Origin of the sequence: Kitasatospora sp. NPDC090091 (assembly GCF_044747365.1) — a bacterium.
Classification (GTDB): domain Bacteria; phylum Actinomycetota; class Actinomycetes; order Streptomycetales; family Streptomycetaceae; genus Kitasatospora.
In genome coordinates this window covers 88,544-105,105 of sequence record NZ_JBIVDY010000008.1, presented here as the reverse complement: position 1 = coordinate 105,105, position 16,562 = coordinate 88,544, and the positions used below count along the sequence as shown (strand labels likewise).

General features: G+C 74.7%; 16 protein-coding genes. 7 read left to right on the top strand and 9 right to left on the bottom strand.

The window, feature by feature from the left end; genetic code table 11:
* Positions 1-58: 58 nt before the first annotated feature.
* Positions 59-442, bottom strand: coding sequence for a cold-shock protein (locus ACIPSC_RS16030; protein ID WP_305067969.1), 384 nt, complete (start codon positions 440-442; stop codon positions 59-61).
* Positions 443-898: 456 nt separating this feature from the next.
* Between ACIPSC_RS16030 and ACIPSC_RS16025 the strand changes: the two genes are divergently transcribed.
* On the top strand, positions 899-1,135 hold the full coding sequence (locus ACIPSC_RS16025; RefSeq protein ID WP_400826221.1) for a hypothetical protein: 237 nt from the start codon (positions 899-901) through the stop codon (positions 1,133-1,135).
* 82 nt (positions 1,136-1,217) lie between these two features.
* Here the strand turns inward: ACIPSC_RS16025 and ACIPSC_RS16020 are convergent, their stop codons facing one another.
* Complete coding sequence (locus ACIPSC_RS16020) at positions 1,218-1,856, bottom strand: HAD family hydrolase (protein WP_400826219.1); 639 nt, start codon at positions 1,854-1,856, stop codon at positions 1,218-1,220.
* Positions 1,857-2,084: 228 nt separating this feature from the next.
* On the opposite strand from ACIPSC_RS16020, the gene ACIPSC_RS16015 reads away from it, so the two are divergent.
* On the top strand, positions 2,085-3,068 hold the full coding sequence (locus tag ACIPSC_RS16015; protein WP_400826218.1) for an ABC transporter substrate-binding protein: 984 nt from the start codon (positions 2,085-2,087) through the stop codon (positions 3,066-3,068).
* Between the two features lie 99 nt (positions 3,069-3,167).
* Here ACIPSC_RS16015 and ACIPSC_RS16010 read toward each other — a convergent pair whose 3' ends face one another.
* On the bottom strand, positions 3,168-3,767 hold the full coding sequence (locus ACIPSC_RS16010; protein ID WP_400826216.1) for a TetR/AcrR family transcriptional regulator: 600 nt from the start codon (positions 3,765-3,767) through the stop codon (positions 3,168-3,170).
* A gap of 124 nt (positions 3,768-3,891) precedes the next feature.
* Positions 3,892-4,656, bottom strand: a complete 765-nt coding sequence (locus tag ACIPSC_RS16005) for an SDR family NAD(P)-dependent oxidoreductase (RefSeq protein WP_400826215.1) — start codon at positions 4,654-4,656, stop codon at positions 3,892-3,894.
* Between the two features lie 63 nt (positions 4,657-4,719).
* On the opposite strand from ACIPSC_RS16005, the gene ACIPSC_RS16000 reads away from it, so the two are divergent.
* The gene (locus ACIPSC_RS16000; protein ID WP_400826213.1) at positions 4,720-5,391 is read left to right on the top strand and encodes an NAD(P)-dependent oxidoreductase; all 672 of its coding nucleotides are present in this window, start codon (positions 4,720-4,722) and stop codon (positions 5,389-5,391) included.
* 97 nt (positions 5,392-5,488) lie between these two features.
* Here ACIPSC_RS16000 and ACIPSC_RS15995 read toward each other — a convergent pair whose 3' ends face one another.
* Positions 5,489-6,505: a hypothetical protein gene (locus ACIPSC_RS15995; protein WP_400826212.1), complete on the bottom strand. Its 1,017-nt coding sequence runs from the start codon at positions 6,503-6,505 to the stop codon at positions 5,489-5,491.
* Positions 6,506-6,619: 114 nt separating this feature from the next.
* On the opposite strand from ACIPSC_RS15995, the gene ACIPSC_RS15990 reads away from it, so the two are divergent.
* Positions 6,620-9,244, top strand: coding sequence for a helicase-associated domain-containing protein (locus ACIPSC_RS15990; protein ID WP_400826211.1), 2,625 nt, complete (start codon positions 6,620-6,622; stop codon positions 9,242-9,244).
* A gap of 55 nt (positions 9,245-9,299) precedes the next feature.
* Here ACIPSC_RS15990 and ACIPSC_RS15985 read toward each other — a convergent pair whose 3' ends face one another.
* Positions 9,300-9,551 (bottom strand): hypothetical protein, encoded by a 252-nt coding sequence (locus ACIPSC_RS15985; protein WP_400826209.1) that lies wholly within the window; start codon positions 9,549-9,551, stop codon positions 9,300-9,302.
* A gap of 203 nt (positions 9,552-9,754) precedes the next feature.
* On the opposite strand from ACIPSC_RS15985, the gene ACIPSC_RS15980 reads away from it, so the two are divergent.
* Together ACIPSC_RS15980 and ACIPSC_RS15975 are read left to right on the top strand one after the other, a co-directional pair.
* A complete protein-coding gene (locus ACIPSC_RS15980; RefSeq protein ID WP_400826207.1) occupies positions 9,755-10,159 on the top strand; it encodes a hypothetical protein in 405 nt (134 codons plus the stop codon).
* Between the two features lie 82 nt (positions 10,160-10,241).
* Positions 10,242-11,879 carry a DNA repair helicase XPB gene (locus ACIPSC_RS15975; protein WP_400826206.1) on the top strand — a complete coding sequence of 546 codons (1,638 nt, stop codon included), beginning with the start codon at positions 10,242-10,244 and terminating at the stop codon, positions 11,877-11,879.
* Between the two features lie 3 nt (positions 11,880-11,882).
* On the opposite strand, the gene ACIPSC_RS15970 is transcribed toward ACIPSC_RS15975, so the two are convergent.
* The 3 genes from ACIPSC_RS15970 to ACIPSC_RS15960 form a co-directional block, all read right to left on the bottom strand.
* Positions 11,883-12,509 carry an RloB family protein gene (locus ACIPSC_RS15970; protein WP_400826205.1) on the bottom strand — a complete coding sequence of 209 codons (627 nt, stop codon included), beginning with the start codon at positions 12,507-12,509 and terminating at the stop codon, positions 11,883-11,885.
* Positions 12,457-13,821, bottom strand: coding sequence for an ATP/GTP-binding protein (locus ACIPSC_RS15965; RefSeq protein WP_400826204.1), 1,365 nt, complete (start codon positions 13,819-13,821; stop codon positions 12,457-12,459). Before ACIPSC_RS15965 ends, ACIPSC_RS15970 begins: the two co-directional genes overlap by 53 nt.
* Positions 13,822-13,917: 96 nt before the next feature.
* Positions 13,918-14,112, bottom strand: a complete 195-nt coding sequence (locus ACIPSC_RS15960) for a hypothetical protein (RefSeq protein WP_400826203.1) — start codon at positions 14,110-14,112, stop codon at positions 13,918-13,920.
* 376 nt (positions 14,113-14,488) lie between these two features.
* Between ACIPSC_RS15960 and ACIPSC_RS15955 the strand changes: the two genes are divergently transcribed.
* Positions 14,489-16,462 carry a HelD family protein gene (locus ACIPSC_RS15955; protein WP_400826437.1) on the top strand — a complete coding sequence of 658 codons (1,974 nt, stop codon included), beginning with the start codon at positions 14,489-14,491 and terminating at the stop codon, positions 16,460-16,462.
* The last annotated feature ends 100 nt before the right edge of the window (positions 16,463-16,562 follow it).

Below are 16,562 nucleotides of genomic sequence, written 5' to 3'. Positions count from 1 at the left end.
ACGGCGCGCACCGCCCGAGGGCGGGTGCGCGCGCCCGGGGCGCGTCGGCACGCTCCGGTCAGATGTCGAACTGGTCCGCCACCGCGCGCAGCACCCCGGCCAGCTTCTGGCCGGTCGGCTTGGCCGGGTAGCGGCCGTGCTGCAGGCCCGGCAGCACCGCGTCCATCATCGTGATGAGGTCCTGCACCAGTGCCGCCATGTCGTCCGGGCTCTTGCGCTGGGCCGCGGCCACCGACGGCAGCGCGTCCAGCAGCTGGACGCCCATCGCCTGGTCGCCGCGGTGGCCCGCCACCACGCCGAACTCGACCCGCTGGCCCGGCTTCAGCGCGGTGACACCGGCGGGCAGCGCCTTGGTGTGGACGAAGACGTCGCCGCCGTCGTCGCGCGACAGGAAGCCGAAGCCCTTCGTCTCGTTGAACCACTTGACCTGGCCGGTGGGCATCTCGAACAGTCCTCGTTGTGGGTGTGAGGGATCCCGGACCTGGCCGGGGATCACTGGGTGATGGGGTGGCGGGCCGACCTCGGGCGGACGCCCGGCAAGACGCTCATGGTCGGTACGCGCAGGGAGCAGACTAACCGTCCGTTACTGCCTCATCCGCGTTCCGCGAAGGTTCCGTGCGGGGCTCTCGCGGCCACGGGCGACCCGGTACTGGCACGGCCGGGGCGCGACTCGGCGCTTTCCACTGGCTCACACCCCCGGGTCTGAGGAGACGGGGCGCACCTGTCGCACCCCTCGGCACAGCCTGCATACCCCCGCTCAGCAGGGATCAAAACTCCCAGCTCCCGGGAAACTGCACAACGTGACCGGCCGGACCGCCCGCGGAGCGGTCCGGCCCGGAGGCCGCACCGGGCCTCTGCCAGACTGGTCCGGCCGTCCGACCCGCAGAGGAGCACCCCAGTGAGCAGCAAGAGCGCCGATCGCGGCGACCTTTACGTCAAGTCCGGAGCGATCGTCTTCGGACTCGGCGCGCTCGCCACGGTCGCCACCTTCGTGCCGCTGTTCCTGCACCTGACGCCGTTGCCGACGGCCGCGTACTGGCTCAGCATGCTGATGCCCCTGGGGTTCCTGCTGGCCCTGACCGGCATGGTGCTCTCCGCCCGCGCCCAGCGCCGCCGGGTCCGCGCCGAGGGCTGAGCGGCCGCCGCAGTCCCCGGCACGCGGCCGCCCCGGGCGAGGCGGCCCTCAGGACGCCGCGGCCCTCAGGACGCCGCGACCCTCAGGACGCCGTGGCGAGGTGGCCGGCCAGCCAGACCGGGAACTCCGTGAGATCGGCCAGCACCACGTCCGCGCCGGCCGCCAGCAGTTCCTCGGCCGGGTACGGGCCGGTGGCCACGCCGACCGCGACGGCGTCCGCGTGCCGGGCGCCCCGGATGTCGCCGAGGTGGTCGCCGACGTAGACGCTCGCGCCGTGCTCGCGCAGCGCGGCGCCCTTGGTCTCCGCCCAGAGGTCGCCGACCAGCGCGTCCGCGCGCAGGCCGGCGTGGTCCAGGTGCAGCTTCGCGTTCGGCTCGTACTTGCCGGTGATCACCGCGACCCGGCCGCCGTGCGCACGGACCGCCTCGACGGCGGCGTGCGCGCCGGGCAGGGCGACGGTGGGCCCGAAGGCGTACTCGCGGTAGAGCGTGCGGTAGCGGTCGGCGATCTCCGGCAGGTGCTCGGCCGGGAACCAGTTGCGCAGCTCGTCCAGGAGCGGCGGCCCGAGCCGGGAGACCGCCAGGTCCGCGTCGATGAACGTGCCGGTCTCGGCGGAGAGCGCCAGGTAGGTCGCCTTGATGCCGGGCCGGGTGTCCAGCAGGGTCATGTCGAGGTCGAAGCCGACGGTGAGCGGGGGCAGGGCGTCCGGGTTCGCTGGCATGCCGCCAGGCTATCCAACGGCCGCCCGGCGACACCGTGGACGCCCTGCTGCACGGCGGGGGCTCCGCCGACGCCGTGGTGGTCCCGGAGTCGGTGGTCGTACCGGACCCCGGTGACCGGCACGCCGGTCGTCCCGGGCGCGCCGTGGGTGGTGAAGGCGGACGCCCAGCGGGCAATTCGGACATAATCGACGCGCCGCCACCGCGTTCGACCCGCCCGAGGACCGCCGATGCCCCCGACCACCCGCCGCACGCTGCTCGCGGCACTCGGCGCCGCCGCCATCGCCGGGTGCAGCGCACGGCACAGCACCCCGCCGCTGGACGGCGCCGCCGCCTCGGCCGCCGCCTCCCCGCCGAGCCCGAGCCCGCTGCCGCCGGTCACCGTCAACACCGCCAACGGGCCGGTGACGGTGCCGGGCGCCCCGATGCGCGTCGTCACGCTGGACACCGCCGAGCTCGACTCGGCGCTCACCCTGGGCATCACCCCGGTCGGCGCGGCCCTCGCGGCGGCCGACGCGGGCTTCCCCGACTACTGGCCGACGTCCCGGCTGAGCGGGATCACCCGGGCCGGGTCGATCGGCGCGCCGGACCTCTCCGTGATCCGGGCCCTGCGGCCGGACCTCATCCTCACCAACCAGGCCCGCGACGGCTCCCGGTACGACCAGCTGCGCGAGATCGCCCCCACGGTGATGACCCAGACCACCGGCGCGCCGTGGAAGGCGGACTTCCAGGTGCACGCCCAGGCGCTGAGCCGGCAGGCCGCGGCGGCCGCGTTCGTCTCCTCCTACCAGCGGCACGTCGCGCAGGTGGTGCAGGCCCTGTCGAACGCCAGGGCCTCGGGGCGGCGGGTCAGCCTGGTGCGGTTCGTCGAGGGCGGCGGGATCCGGATGTACGGGAAGCAGAACTTCCTGGGCACGGTGCTGGCCGACGTCCAGCTGGGCCGGCCGGACGCGCAGAACGTCGACCAGTTCGACGTGGAGATCCCGGAGGACCAGCTCGCCAGGGCCGACGGCGACCTGCTGCTGTACGCCTCCTACGGCGACCCGGCCCGGTCCGGCGCGACGGCGGTGCCGGCGGGCCCGGCCTGGCAGGCGCTGGGCGCCGTCAAGGCCCACCGGGCCTTCGAGGTGGACGACCAGCTCTGGTTCCAGGGCATCGGGTACACCGGGGCCAACTTCGTCCTGGACGAGCTGCAGCGCCTCCTGGGCGCGTGACGGCCGCGGCCGTCCGGGCCGGCCCGTACCGAGCCGGGAGCCCGGGACGGCCGGCCCCCTCCTCCCCCGAGCGAGGGGGCCGGCCGCCGGCCCGCCGGTTCAGGCCGGCGGGCCGCCCAGGGCCGCCCTGGCCAGCCGGGTGACGGCCGGGACCGCCGCCCGGAGGTCGCCGTCGGGGCCGAACTCCTCCCCGGCCAGGGCGTCGAAGGTCTCGAAGCCGGTGAGGACGAAGAGCACCGCCGCCGCGTCCTGCGGCCCGCCGTCGATCCGGGCGGCGAGCACCCGGGTGCCCTCGCGCCGCCGGGCGTCGCGCTCGGCGATGACCCGGCCCACCTCCTCGTCGAGGGCCGCCAGCGCGCGCAGCCGCCGGGTGCAGACGCGGTCCACCGCCCAGAAGCCGCCCATCACCTCGACGAAGCCGTCCACCGCCGCCCACGGGTCCGGCCGGGTGAACGCCTCGGCCAGCCGCGCCATCCCGGCCTGCTCGGCCAGGGCGTCGCAGACCGCCTCCAGCAGGCCGGTCTTGGAGCCGAACTGGTAGTAGACGGTGGCCCGGGCGACGTCGGCCCGCTTGGCCACCGCATCGAGCGAGAGCGCGCCCGTCGCGGTCAGCTGGGCCCGCGCGGCCTCGACGATCCGCGCGCGCGTACCGTCGACGTCCGCCTGCCGCTGTCCCATCCGGTAGGACCGGGGGCTCATCGCGCTCGCCTCCACTCGCTCGTCCCGCCGCCGCTGCCACGGCTGCCGTGAACAGGCAGTATCCCCGATCGCCCGGTGCCCGGGCGGAGCGCGGGCGCAGGCGGCCTCCGGCTCCGCCCCCGCCTCAGACGATGACCCGCCCGCCGCTGACGTCCAGCGTCTGGCCGGTGATCCACGAGGACGCCGAGGAGGCCAGGAAGAGCGTGGCCGCCGCGATGTCCTCCGGCTCGCCGAGCCGCCCGAGCGGATGGGCCGCCGCGACCGCCGCCTGGATCGGGGCCGGCATGACGACGTCGGTCCGCTCGGTCCGGACCGCGCCGGGCGCGATCGCGTTGACCCGCACGCCCTCGCCCGCGAGCTCCAGGGCGAGGTGGCGGGAGTACATCAGGACACCCGCCTTCGCGGCGGCGTACGCGGCGGACGAGCCGCTCGGCAGCCGCCCGGCGGTGGACGCCATGGTGACCACCGAGCCGCTGCGGCGCTCCAGCAGGCCCGGCAGGAAGGCCTGGACGGTGAGGAAGGTGGCCGTGAGGTTGCCGTCCAGGACCGCCCGCCAGTGCTCCTCGGTCTCCCGGACGGTCGGTACGGGGTAGCCGTCGCCGCCGGCGAACGCCGCGAGGACGTCCACCGGGCCGAGCTCCGCCTCGATCCGGGTGGAGGCCCGCCCGAGCGCGGCGGCGTCGGTGCAGTCGGCGGCCACGCCGAGCGCCTTGGCGCCGAGATCGCGCAGCTGCTCCGCGACGGCCGTGAGGGCGGCCTCGTCGCGGCCGAGGACGGCGACCGCGGCCCCCTGCCGGGCGAACGCGCGGGCGGTCTCCGCGCCGATGCCGCGGCTGCCTCCGGTGATCACGGCGACCTTCCCGGCCAGGTCGGAGTAACGAACTCCCATGTGCCATCGCCCCTTTGGGTCGGATCTGTGGTTCACTTGATTTCAGTCATACAGCCTGTCTGAATGAATCGCAAGGACCGACCCCCCTGGGAGGACCTGATGAAGATCGCCGTCGTCGGCGCCGCCGGACGCACCGGCCGCCTGGTCGTCGACCTCGCCCTGGCCGCCGGGCACACCGTCACCGCGGTGGCCCGCACCCCGGCCCGGCTGCCGGAGTTCGCGCACGGCACCCCGCTCACCGCACAGGCGGACGTCCACCGGCCCGGCTCGCTGCGGGAGCCGCTGGCAGGTCAGGACGCGGTGGTCTCGGCGCTCGGTACGGCCGGCCGGGCCGCCACCACCGTCTTCTCGGACGGCGCGCGGGAGCTGGTGGCCGCCGCGCGGGCGGGCGGGGCCCGGCACGTGGTGGTGATGTCCTCGGCCGGCCTGGAGACCGACCACCTGCCGTTCGCCCAGCGGATGGTCACCAGGCTGGTGGTCGACCGGCTCTACCGGGAGATCCACCGGGACCTGGCCCGGATGGAGGAGGTGCTGACCGAGTCCGACACGGTCTGGACGGTGGTCCGGGCACCGATGCTCAAGGACGGGCCGGCCTCCGCGAGCCCCCGGGTGTCGTACGGACTGCCGCTCGCCCGGGCGGGCACCGCGAGCCGCGCGACGATCGCCGCGTGGATCGTCGACCACCTCGGCGCCCCGGAGACCTTCCACCGCCGGGTCACCATCGCCGACGGGTGAGCCCGGGAGGCGTGTGCGGAGCGTGGGGCGCGCGTGCGGCCCGGCGCGCGGGGGGCTCCGGCACGCCGGGCCGTCCCCGACGGGTGCGACCGCCGGCTCACCCCTCCGGCTGCGCCCGCCGTTTCAGCGCCACGGCCAGCAGGAACAGCGCCGACAGCACCGCCGCCAGGCGCAGCACGCCCGGAGCCGCCGTCCAGACGGCCTGCCCGGCCTGCTGGCCCGGCTGGAGCGCCGCGCCCCACCGGCCCTGCGCCCGGCCCCAGTACCAGAGCGTGGTCCCGCTCATCGTCGCCAGCGGGATGCCGAGGATGGCGAACTTGCGTGTGAGGTCCGAGAGTTGGCGGGACATCCAGCCGAGGGCCCAGCCCACCAGCATCACCAGGAGCTGGCTGGTCACGGCACCACCGACCAGCACCACCGCGGCCAGCAGCAGGAGCGGGGACGGCCGGCGCCCGGCCAGGGCGGAGGGCCTGCCCGGCTTGGCCGCCTGGGCGGGCGGCGCGGTGCCGGGGGCCGGCGGAGCCGCCCCGGCCTGTTCCTTCGCCCGCGCCCGCGCCTTCCGGCCCCGGAGCTTGGTCGGGGCCTCCGCGGCGGCCGGCTGCTGCGCCGGAGCGTCCTCGGGCGAGCTGCGCTGCTCGGGGACGGGGGTCACCGGCCGGCCCGACCCGTCCGAGAAGTCGATCTCCACGAAGTCCCAGCCGTCGGCGTGCGCGGCCATGAACGACGGCGGCAGGACGTCCTCGTCGGCCCCCGTGTCCGGGGACAGCTGCGCCTCCCACCGCGGGCCCCCGTCGGCCGTGCGCGCCGCCGGGCGCCGCACCGGCCCGGCCTGTCCGCCCGGCCCGGACGGCCCGGACGGCCCGGACGACCCGGAACCCGACGGCCCGGACCGCGGCGGCTCGGACGGCCGCGGCGGGATGCCCGGCGAGCCGGCCGACGGCTCCACGGCGTACACGCTGTCCTCGTCCGCCGAGGCCGCACCCGCGCCCGCACCACCGCCCGCGCCCGCGCTGTCGCCCGCGCCCGTCCCCGCGCCCGCGCCGTCACCCGTCGGAGCACTCCACGGCCCCCGCTTGCGCCACCACTCGCCGTCGGCCGTCCCGCCGTCCGCCATCGCCCCACACCCCGCCTCGCCCGTGCCCGTCCCCGCCGGTCAGACGGTACCCACCGGAACCGCGCCCACGCCGACCGGTCCCCACCGTCGCCCCACCCGACTAACCTAGGTCGAATGACCACACAGCAGGGCCCGCAACGCCCCGCGGCCCGACGCCCCGCCCCGCAACGCCCTGGCAGGGCCGCCGCCCCCCGCACCCTCGCGGAGGAGCTCCGCGGCCGCGCGGACGACGACCTCGCCACCCTGCTCCGGTCCCGCCCCGACCTGCTCAACCCCGTTCCCGGCGACCTCACCCAGCTCGCCGCCCGCCTCTCCTCCCGCGCCTCCGCACTGCGCGCGCTGGAGCGCCTCGACCGCTTCACCCTGCAGGTCGCCGAGGCGCTGGCGGCGGCCCCGGACGGCGCCTCGCCGGCCACCGTCCGCACGCTGCTCACCGGCCCGGCCAAGGTCAAGCCGCACCCGGACGCCACGCCGCTGACCGCCGCCGACCGCGCCGCCGTCGCCGCGGCCCTCCCCCGGGCGCTCGAAACCCTGCGCGACCGCGCCCTGCTCTGGGGCCCGGAGAACGGGCTGCGCCTGGTCATCGCGGCCCGCGAGGCACTCGCGCCGACCGCCGCCAACCCCGGCCGCACCGGCCTCGGCCCGACGCTCGCCGACGCCACCCTCGGCATGTCCCCGGCCCGGCTCCAGCAGCTCCTCGCCTCCGCCGGGCAGCCCGCCACCCCGGACCCGGTCACCGCCGTGGCCGCGCTCACCGCGCTGCTCACCGACCGGGCGCGCTGCGACGCCCTGCTCGCCACCGCCCCGGAGCCGGCCCGGCGGCTGCTGGACCGGCTGGTCTGGGGCCCGCCCACCGGCACCGTCCCGGACGCCACCCGCCCGGTCACCGCCGAGGACGCACAGAGCCCGGTGGAGTGGCTGCTCGCCCGCGGCCTGCTGCTGCCCAGCGGCCCCGGCAGCGTCGTGCTGCCCCGCGAGCTCGCCCTGCACCTGCGCGGCGGCCGCAGCCACCGCACGGTCGAGCCGGTCCAGCCCGAGCCCGCCCCGGCCGGTGCCCCGCGCGACCCGCAGACCGTGGACCGCGCCGCCGCCGGGCAGGCCCACACCGCCGTGCGCGTCGTCGAGGAGCTGCTCGACCTCTGGGGCCTCAACCCGCCGCCCACCCTGCGGGCCGGCGGGCTCGGCGTCCGCGACCTCAAGCGGACCGCACAGGCACTGGAGACCACCGAGCAGCAGGCCGCCTTCTGGCTCGAACTCGCCTACACCGCGGGTCTGCTGGCCCCCGACACGGAGGCCGACGAACGCTGGGCGCCGACCCCGGCGTACGACGGCTGGCTGCAGCAGGACACCGCCGACCGCTGGACGCTGCTGGCCGAGAGCTGGCTCGCCGCCACCCGGGTGCCAGCGCTGGCCGGCACCCCGGACGGCAAGGGCAAGCAGCGCGCCGCCCTGGGCCCCGAGCTGGACCGCACGCTGGCCCCGTCCGTCCGCCGGGCCGCCCTCGCGCTGCTCGCCGAGCTGCCGCCCGGGACCCCGGCCACCGCCGACGAGCTGCTGCCGACCCTGCGCTGGCAGCGCCCGCTGCGCGGCGGCCCGGCCACCGGCCCCGGCCCCGCCGCCGGACCCACCCAGGCCGGGCCCGCCTCGACCGGTCACGTCCCGGCCGGTCACGTCCCGGCCCAGCAGGCGCCCGCCAACGGCCAGGGCCGCGAGCTCCGCGACGACCTCACCACCTGGACGCTCGCCGAGGCCGAGCTGCTCGGCATCACCGGCCGCGGCGCCCTCGCCGCCCCCGCCCGGGCGCTGCTCACCGCCGAGGCCGACCCCGCCGAGGTGCTCGCCCCGCTGCTCCCGCAGCCGCTGGACCACGTCATCCTGCAGCCGGACCTCACCGCGATCGCCCCCGGCCCGCTGCTCACCCCGCTCGCCCAGGCGCTCGCGCTCTGCGCCGACATCGAGTCCAAGGGCGGCGCCACCGTCTACCGCTTCACCGCGGAATCGGTCCGCCGCGCCCTCGACGCCGGGCGCACCGCCGCCGACCTCCAGGCCTTCCTGGAGCAGCACTCGCGGACGCCCGTCCCGCAGCCGCTCGCCTACCTGGTCGACGACGTCGCGCGCCGGCACGGCATCCTGCGGGTCGGCGCCGCCTCCTCGTACCTGCGCTGCGACGACCCGGCGCTGCTCGGCGAGGTGCTGGCCGACCGCCGCGCCGCCGATCTGCGGCTGCGGCTGCTCGCCCCGACCGTGCTGGCCGCACAGGCCGCGCCCGACGTCCTGCTCGCCACGCTGCGCACCATGGGCTACGCGCCCGCGGCCGAGTCCGCCGAGGGCGACGTCCTGATCACCCGGCCGGACAGCCACCGGACCCCGCCGCGGGCGGCCCCGGTCCCGGTCCCGGACGGCCCGCCCACGCCGGACGACACCCTGCTCGCGGCCGCCATCAGGGCGATCCGGGCCGGCGACCGCGCCGCCACCGCCGTGCGCCGCGAGCCGGCCCCGGACGCCCAGCGGCTCCCGCGCACCCCGGCCGCCGAGACGCTGGCGGCCCTGCAGACGGCGGTGCTGCTCGGCGAGCGGATGTGGATCGGCTACCTCAACGCCGAGGGGCTGGCCAGCCAGCGGATCATCGACCCGGTCAAGGTGGAGGGCGGCTTCGTCACCGCGTTCGACCACCACGCCGACGAGATCCGGACCTTCGCCCTGCACCGGATCACCGGCGTGGCCGAACTGGAGGAGTGACCACCGCGGGTGGTGCCGGCCGGCGGCCGCCCTCCCGATGCCGCCGGCGTCCGGCTCACTGGCCCCGGGCCTCCTTCATCTTCTCCTTGACCGCCTGGTCCGCCAGGGTGCCGATCTGGCCCTGGCCGACCGGCAGCTCGGGAGCGCCGGCCAGGTCGGCGAGCAGGAAGGCGGGGGCCGCCATCAGCCCGCCCGGGCCCTCGCCGATGCCCGCGAGGGCGTGGGCGGAGCCGGCGGAGGCGGCGGTCGCGGCGAAGGCCGTACCGACGAGGGCGAGGGCGGTGAGGGCGCGCTTCGGCTTGTTCATGCCCGGCTCAACGACCGACCGGCCCGGCGGTCACCGGCTGCGGTCACCGGCCACGCCAACCGCCGCGTCACCGGCCGTGGCCGCCCGGCCGCCACCACGTGCGGTGACCGCCGCGCCGGCCCTTCTCCACGAGGGAGGGCCGCCCTTGACGACGGGTCGCACCCGGCGTAGTCCGGAAGGGGGGATCCCCGAAAGGAGTCATCATGCTCGGCGATCTCATCGGCGAATTCCAGGGCCAGGACACCGGCCGGCGCGTCATCGCCGCCGGCGACGGCCACGTGCTGGTCGAGGTCTCCTTCGCGGGCACCGGCAGCTACTACGGCACCGCGGTCAACGGCTTCGGCACCTACGAGTCCGAACTGCGCCCCGACGGCACGCTCCGCGGCGAGGGCCAGGGCGTCGACATGTCCGCCGACGGCGGCACCCTCAGCTGGCAGGGCGTCGGCATCGGCCACTTCACCGAGGGCGGCGGCACCAGCTGGCGCGGCTCGCTGTTCTTCTCCAGCGCCTCACCGCAGTTCGAGCGGCTCAACGACGTCGTCGGGCTGTTCGAGTACGAGGTCAGCCCGGACGGGAAGTCCACCGGCAAGTTCTACGAGTGGAAGTAGCCCGCCCGCCCGAGCGGCGGATGCGAGACACTGGAGGGTCTGAGTCCCGACAGACCTGTCAGCCAGTGGAGGGCTTCCCCGCGTGAACGACGGACCGCTCATCGTCCAGAGCGACAAAACTCTCCTCCTGGAGATCGACCACCCCAAGGCCGCCGACTGCCGCCGCGCCATCGCGCCGTTCGCCGAGCTGGAGCGCGCGCCGGAGCACGTGCACACCTACCGGGTCACCCCGCTGGGGCTCTGGAACGCGCGCGCCGCGGGCCACGACGCCGAGCAGGTGGTCGACGCCCTGGTCACCTACTCCCGCTACCCCGTCCCGCACGCGCTGCTGGTCGACGTGGCCGACACCATGGGCCGCTACGGACGCCTGCAGCTCGCCAAGCACCCCACCCACGGCCTGGTGCTGAGCACCACCGACCGCCCGGTGCTGGAGGAGGTGCTGCGTTCCAAGAAGATCGCCCCGCTGGTCGGCGCGCGGGTGGATCCGGACACCGTGGTGGTCCACCCGTCCGAGCGCGGCCAGATCAAGCAGGTGCTGCTCAAACTCGGCTGGCCCGCCGAGGACTTCGCCGGCTACGTGGACGGCGAGGCGCACCCCATCCACCTGGAGCAGGACGGCTGGCAGCTCCGCCCGTACCAGGCCCAGGCCGTCGAGGGCTTCTGGCACGGCGGCTCCGGCGTCGTGGTGCTGCCCTGCGGCGCCGGCAAGACGCTGGTCGGCGCCGCCGCGATGGCCGAGGCCAAGTCGACCACGCTGATCCTGGTCACCAACACCGTCTCGGCCCGGCAGTGGAAGCACGAGCTGGTCAAGCGCACCTCGCTCACCGAGGACGAGATCGGCGAGTACAGCGGCACCCGGAAGGAGATCCGCCCGGTCACCATCGCCACCTACCAGGTGATGACGACCAAGCGGAAGGGCGTCTACGCCCACCTGGAGCTGTTCGACGCCCGGAACTGGGGCCTGGTGGTCTACGACGAGGTGCACCTGCTGCCCGCGCCGGTCTTCAAGTTCACCGCAGACCTGCAGGCCCGCCGCCGGCTCGGGCTGACCGCCACCCTGGTCCGCGAGGACGGCCGCGAGGGCGACGTCTTCTCGCTCATCGGCCCCAAGCGCTTCGACGCCCCGTGGAAGGAGATCGAGGCCCAGGGCTACATCGCGCCGGCCGACTGCTGCGAGGTCCGGGTCACCCTGACCGACTCCGAGCGGCTCGCCTACGCGACCGCCGAGCCCGAGGAGCGCTACCGCTTCTGCGCGACCACCGCCACCAAGCGGCGGGTGGTCGAGGCGCTGGTCAAGAAGCACGAGAACGACCAGACGCTGATCATCGGCCAGTACATCGACCAGCTGGACGAGCTCGGCGAGGCCCTGAACGCCCCGGTGATCAAGGGCGAGACCAGCAACACCCAGCGCGAAAAGCTGTTCGACGCCTTCCGCAACAAGGAGATCAGCGTCCTGGTGGTCTCCAAGGTGGCCAACTTCTCGATCGACCTGCCGGAGGCCACCGTCGCCATCCAGGTCTCCGGGACCTTCGGCTCCCGCCAGGAGGAGGCCCAGCGCCTCGGGCGTGTCCTGCGCCCCAAGGCGGACGGCCACGCCGCCCACTTCTACTCGGTGGTGGCCCGCGACACCGTCGACCAGGACTTCGCCGCCCACCGGCAGCGCTTCCTGGCCGAGCAGGGCTACGCCTACCGCATCATCGACGCGGACGACGTCCTGTAGCGATCAGGGCCTGTAGTCGAGGGCGTCCAGCAGACTGCCCATCGAGGTGCACGGGTTACTGACGCACCAGCACTCGATCTGCCTTCCCGGCTGCTCATGCCGGTCGTGCAGATCGAGTGCTGCCCTGCGCGCCTTCTCGGTGTGACCCCGGACATCGTCGAAGTCGAATGCCTTGCCCTTCGGGTCGTACCCCTTGAGGACCTTCTCGAGCTCCTTGGCCGCCTGGTGGCTCGCCACGTACGACCGGCCCCGATCGAAGTGCAGGAGGAGCCAGACCTCGAAGCACGGCGAGGAGAGCGCGCACTTGACGTCGTTCGCCCGGGCCAGCCTCAACGCGCGGTCGAGGGACGGCGCCTGCTGAGGGGCCTCGACGTCAAGCACGCACCACACTTCGTCGAACAGCTCGTCCGCGCGTGCCGCGTGCGCTACCGCGGAACTCACCAGCGACCACGGTTCACCGTGACTGTTCCCGATCTTCAGCGAGATCGGCTTGTCCCGAAGGTCCCTGACCAAGCCCCGGAGGTAGATCTTCTCGGTGACCTCGCCCTCGCAGTAGACGAGGAAGCGCCGCTCCTGCTCACGCGTATTCGCGTTCTGCTTCTTCGTGCCGAGCGGCTTGCCCCGCCTCATCGACCCCACGCTTCGCCCCGATCCCCACCAGAAGCTCTTCGTCGAAGAACGGTAGCGCACCGTAGCGGCCTGCGAGGTATCGCTTCTCCAGATTCTCGACGCCGTCCCTGACCTTGAAGTCGACCAGGGCCGTGAGCTCGGTGGCTCCCGTCCGGGGGTTCTTCGCCGCCAGATACACCTGGTCCCGGTGCAGGTTCGCCTCGCTCTGCGGGGCCAGGAGCGTGGCATCGTGGGTGTTGAAGAGCAGCTGCGCACCGCTGGTGTTCCGCTCCGGGTCCTGGAACAGCGCCACGAGCCTCGCCGCGAGATGCGGGTGCAGGCGTGCGTCGAGTTCGTCCACCACCAGCAGCGACCCGTCCTGCAACGCCCCGATCACCGGGCCGAGGAGACCTGCCCACGTACGGGTGCCGTTCGATTCATCGGCGAGGTCCAGCGTCACCGGGCTGCCCTCCGCCATGTGGACGAATCCGATCCGGGGCGCCGGCTTGACCTCGATCGCCTCGTCCTCCGGGATCTCCGGGACCAGGACCCGCATCGCCGACCTCACCTGGCGCGCGCGTTCGTCGTCCCATTCCTCCTCGGTGATCGACAGGTCGGTGATGCCCAGGTCCGCGAACTGCAAGAGCCCTCGGAGCCTGTCCCGGTGCAGGTCGGACTCGTCCCACAGCCGGCGGGTCTCCTGGATCCTGGCCGCGAAATTCGCGTCCAGGGCAACCCTGAGCCCCCGGTGGAACCACCGGTGGATACGGCGCAGGACCTCATGGTTGTTCCCCGCACCGGCCGACAGGTAGAGGCTGTTGGGTCGCACCACGTCCTCGATCAGCCGCTTGCGCCCGCGGAAACTGGGCCCGTACTCGTAGTGCGAGCTCCCGTCCTCCGCCACCGATCGTTCGAAGAGGCGCCGGGGCCGCCCTTCGGGGAAGCTCCTGAGCCACTCCTCGCGCACCTGCCGGTCGTCCACCTCGAATCCGTACTCGTAGTGCACACCGTCCAGCGCGATGTCCACCGCGAACGCGGACGGTGCGGCCCGCCCGGCAGCGGCCAGCAAGAAGGGTGTCCGTGATGTTCCGCCGTCCGGCAGCCAGCGGGCGTGCGACTCGAGCACGGCGTGGCGCATGTACGCGAGCGCCTTCAACACGTTGGACTTGCCCGAGGCGTTGGCTCCCAGGATCGCCAGGGCCGGCAACACCTGGACGCCGGCCGAGGCAACCTCGGTCACCGCGATGTCCTCGTGCTCGTCGGTCGCGACGAGACTCAGCTCCTGCTCTGCCAGGAGGGACGCGTGGTTGGCGACCCGGAATCGCATCAGCATGGCCGGTCCTCCTCATCTACCGATGGGAAGACTACCCAAATCAAACCGCTGAAATCCGCAAAGTTTCGCGAGATCCAGCTTTTGATTGCATGCTTCTCAGTACCTGACGCCGTCGCGTCCGAGGAGCACCACGCGCGCGGCGGTGTCGAGGGCGATGCCGAGGTTGCGGACGGCGGTCTTCAGCGGGCTGTGGCGGCGGCCGTGGCCGGCCGCCGCCGTGGCGCCGGCGGGGCTGTCGGGGGTGGACTTCTGGTTCGGCACTCTCGGCGCCGTGACGTGTACGGTGCTCATACTTCAACGGTAGGTTCCGGACGCGCCGGGCACATCGCCCAAAAGGCCGTATCCGGCAGGACGAAGGTCGTCCTGCGGGTGTACGGCACCCCTGAGGCCCCACGGGGCCGGAACCGGCTGGAACCCCGAGGCGCGCGGGTCTAAGATCGTTCGCCTGCCCCCTCCCGAACCGTGGTACCTGCTGAGTCGCGCAGGCAGCCGGGGGAGGCGCCGACCGCTCGGCAACCGGTCGGCTGTATCCACCGTGAGCTCCTACGATCCGCTGCGCCCGCTTCCGGCGCAGCCGGGAAGGTTCGCTGTGCCCGCCACCCCCACCACCGACCCCCTCCAGCGCGAGCGCGACCACCTCGCCGCCTCCCGGGCCGCGCTGCGCGCCATGCGCGAGGACGTGCAGTCGCTCGACATCCGCGACGTGACCGGCACCTGGGTCACCGCCCTCGTCCTGCAGAACCAGATCGAGGCCCGGATCGCTGCCCTGGCCGACCTCTCGCACACCCCACTGTTCTTCGGCCGCCTCGACTACCTGCACGCGATCAGCGAGGAGATCTCCGAGGGCTCCGGCGGCGAGAGCTTCTACATCGGGCGCCGGCACGTCCACGACGCCGACGGCGACCCGATGGTGATCGACTGGCGCGCGCCGGTCTCCCAGCCGTTCTACCGCGCCAGCCGGACCGAGCCGATGGACGTCGAGCGCCGCCGCCGCTTCGGCTACACCGGCGGCGAGCTCACCGCGTACGAGGACGAGCACCTCACCGACCCCGCGGAGTCGGACACCGCCTCCGCACTGCTCGCCGCCGAGATCGAGAAGCCCCGCGTCGGCCCGATGCGCGACATCGTCGCCACCATCCAGCCCGAACAGGACGAGATCGTCCGCGCCGACATCGGCGGCACGGTCTGCGTCCAGGGCGCCCCGGGCACCGGGAAGACCGCCGTCGGCCTGCACCGTGTGGCGTACCTGCTGTACGCGCACCGCGAGCGTCTGGCCCGCACCGGCACGCTGGTGATCGGCCCGAACAACGCCTTCCTCTCCTACATCGAGCAGGTGCTGCCCGCCCTCGGCGAGCTGGACGTGGCCCAGGCCACCGTGCAGCAGCTGGTCGCGCACGTCGAGGTGAGGGGCGAGGACACCGCCGAGGCGGCCCGGCTGAAGGGCGACGCCCGGATGGCCGCGGTGCTGCGCCGGGCGGTCCGGTCCGGCATCCGGCTGCCCACCGAGCCCTGCGTGGTGATCCGCGGCTCCCGGCGCTGGCGCGTACCGGCCTACGAACTGGTCGAGATCATCGAGGAGTTGAAGGGGCGCGAGATCCGCTACGGGGCGGCCCGGGACGCCCTGCCGCAGCGGATCGCGCACGCCGTGCTGCTGAAGATGGAGCAGGGCGGCGAGGCCCCGGACGACCGGGTGCAGGACGCGGTGGCCCGCAACGCCGCGGTCAAGGCGGTGGTCAAGGAGTGCTGGCCGCTGGTCGAGCCGGCCAAGCTGGTGCTGCGGCTGCTCTCCGACCCGGAGTTCCTGGCCGCGTGCGCGGAGGGCGTCCTCACCCCCGAGGAGCAGGCCCTGGTGCTCTGGCCGAAGCCCGGCCGCTCGGTGAAGACCGCCCGCTGGACCCAGGCCGACGCCGTCCTCGTCGACGAGGCGACCGACCTGGTGCAGCGCACGCCCTCGCTCGGCCACGTGGTGCTGGACGAGGCGCAGGACCTCTCCCCCATGCAGTACCGCGCGGTCGGCCGCCGCTGCACCACCGGCTCGGCGACCGTCCTCGGCGACCTCGCCCAGGGCACCACCCCGTGGGCGACCGCGAGTTGGCCGGACGCCCTGCTCCACCTCGGCAAGCCGGCCGCCCACGTCGAGGAGCTGACCAAGGGCTTCCGCGTCCCGGAGGAGGTCATCGCCTACGCGTCCCGGCTGCTGCCGGCGATCGCCCCCGGCCTCGCCCCGGCGAGCTCGGTCCGCGAGGCGCCCGGCTCGCTGAGCGTCACCCCGGTCCCGGCGGACGGGCTGGAGAAGGCGGTGGTCGAGGCCTGCCACCGGGCGCTGGAGCGCGAGGGCTCGACCGGTCTGATCGCCGCCGACGCCCGCATCCCGGTGCTGGCCGAGGCGCTGGCCGCGGCCGGCCTGCCGTACCTCGCCCCCGGCACCGAGACCAGCACCGAGGCCCGGCTGACCCTCGTCCCGGCCTCGCTGGCCAAGGGTCTGGAGTACGACTACGTGGTGCTGGACGAGCCGGCCGCGGTGGTCGCCGGCGAGCCGGACGAGCGGACCGGGCTGCGCCGGCTGTACGTGGCGCTCACCCGGGCGGTCTCCGGGCTCGCGGTGCTGCACGCCGAGCCGCTGCCCGCGCAGCTGGCCTGACACCGGACGCGCGGCTTCGGCGCCGGACGCGCGAAGGGGACCGGCATCCGCCGGTCCCCTTCCCGCCGAGCTGCCGGCCGCCGATCGCTCAGCCGTCGGC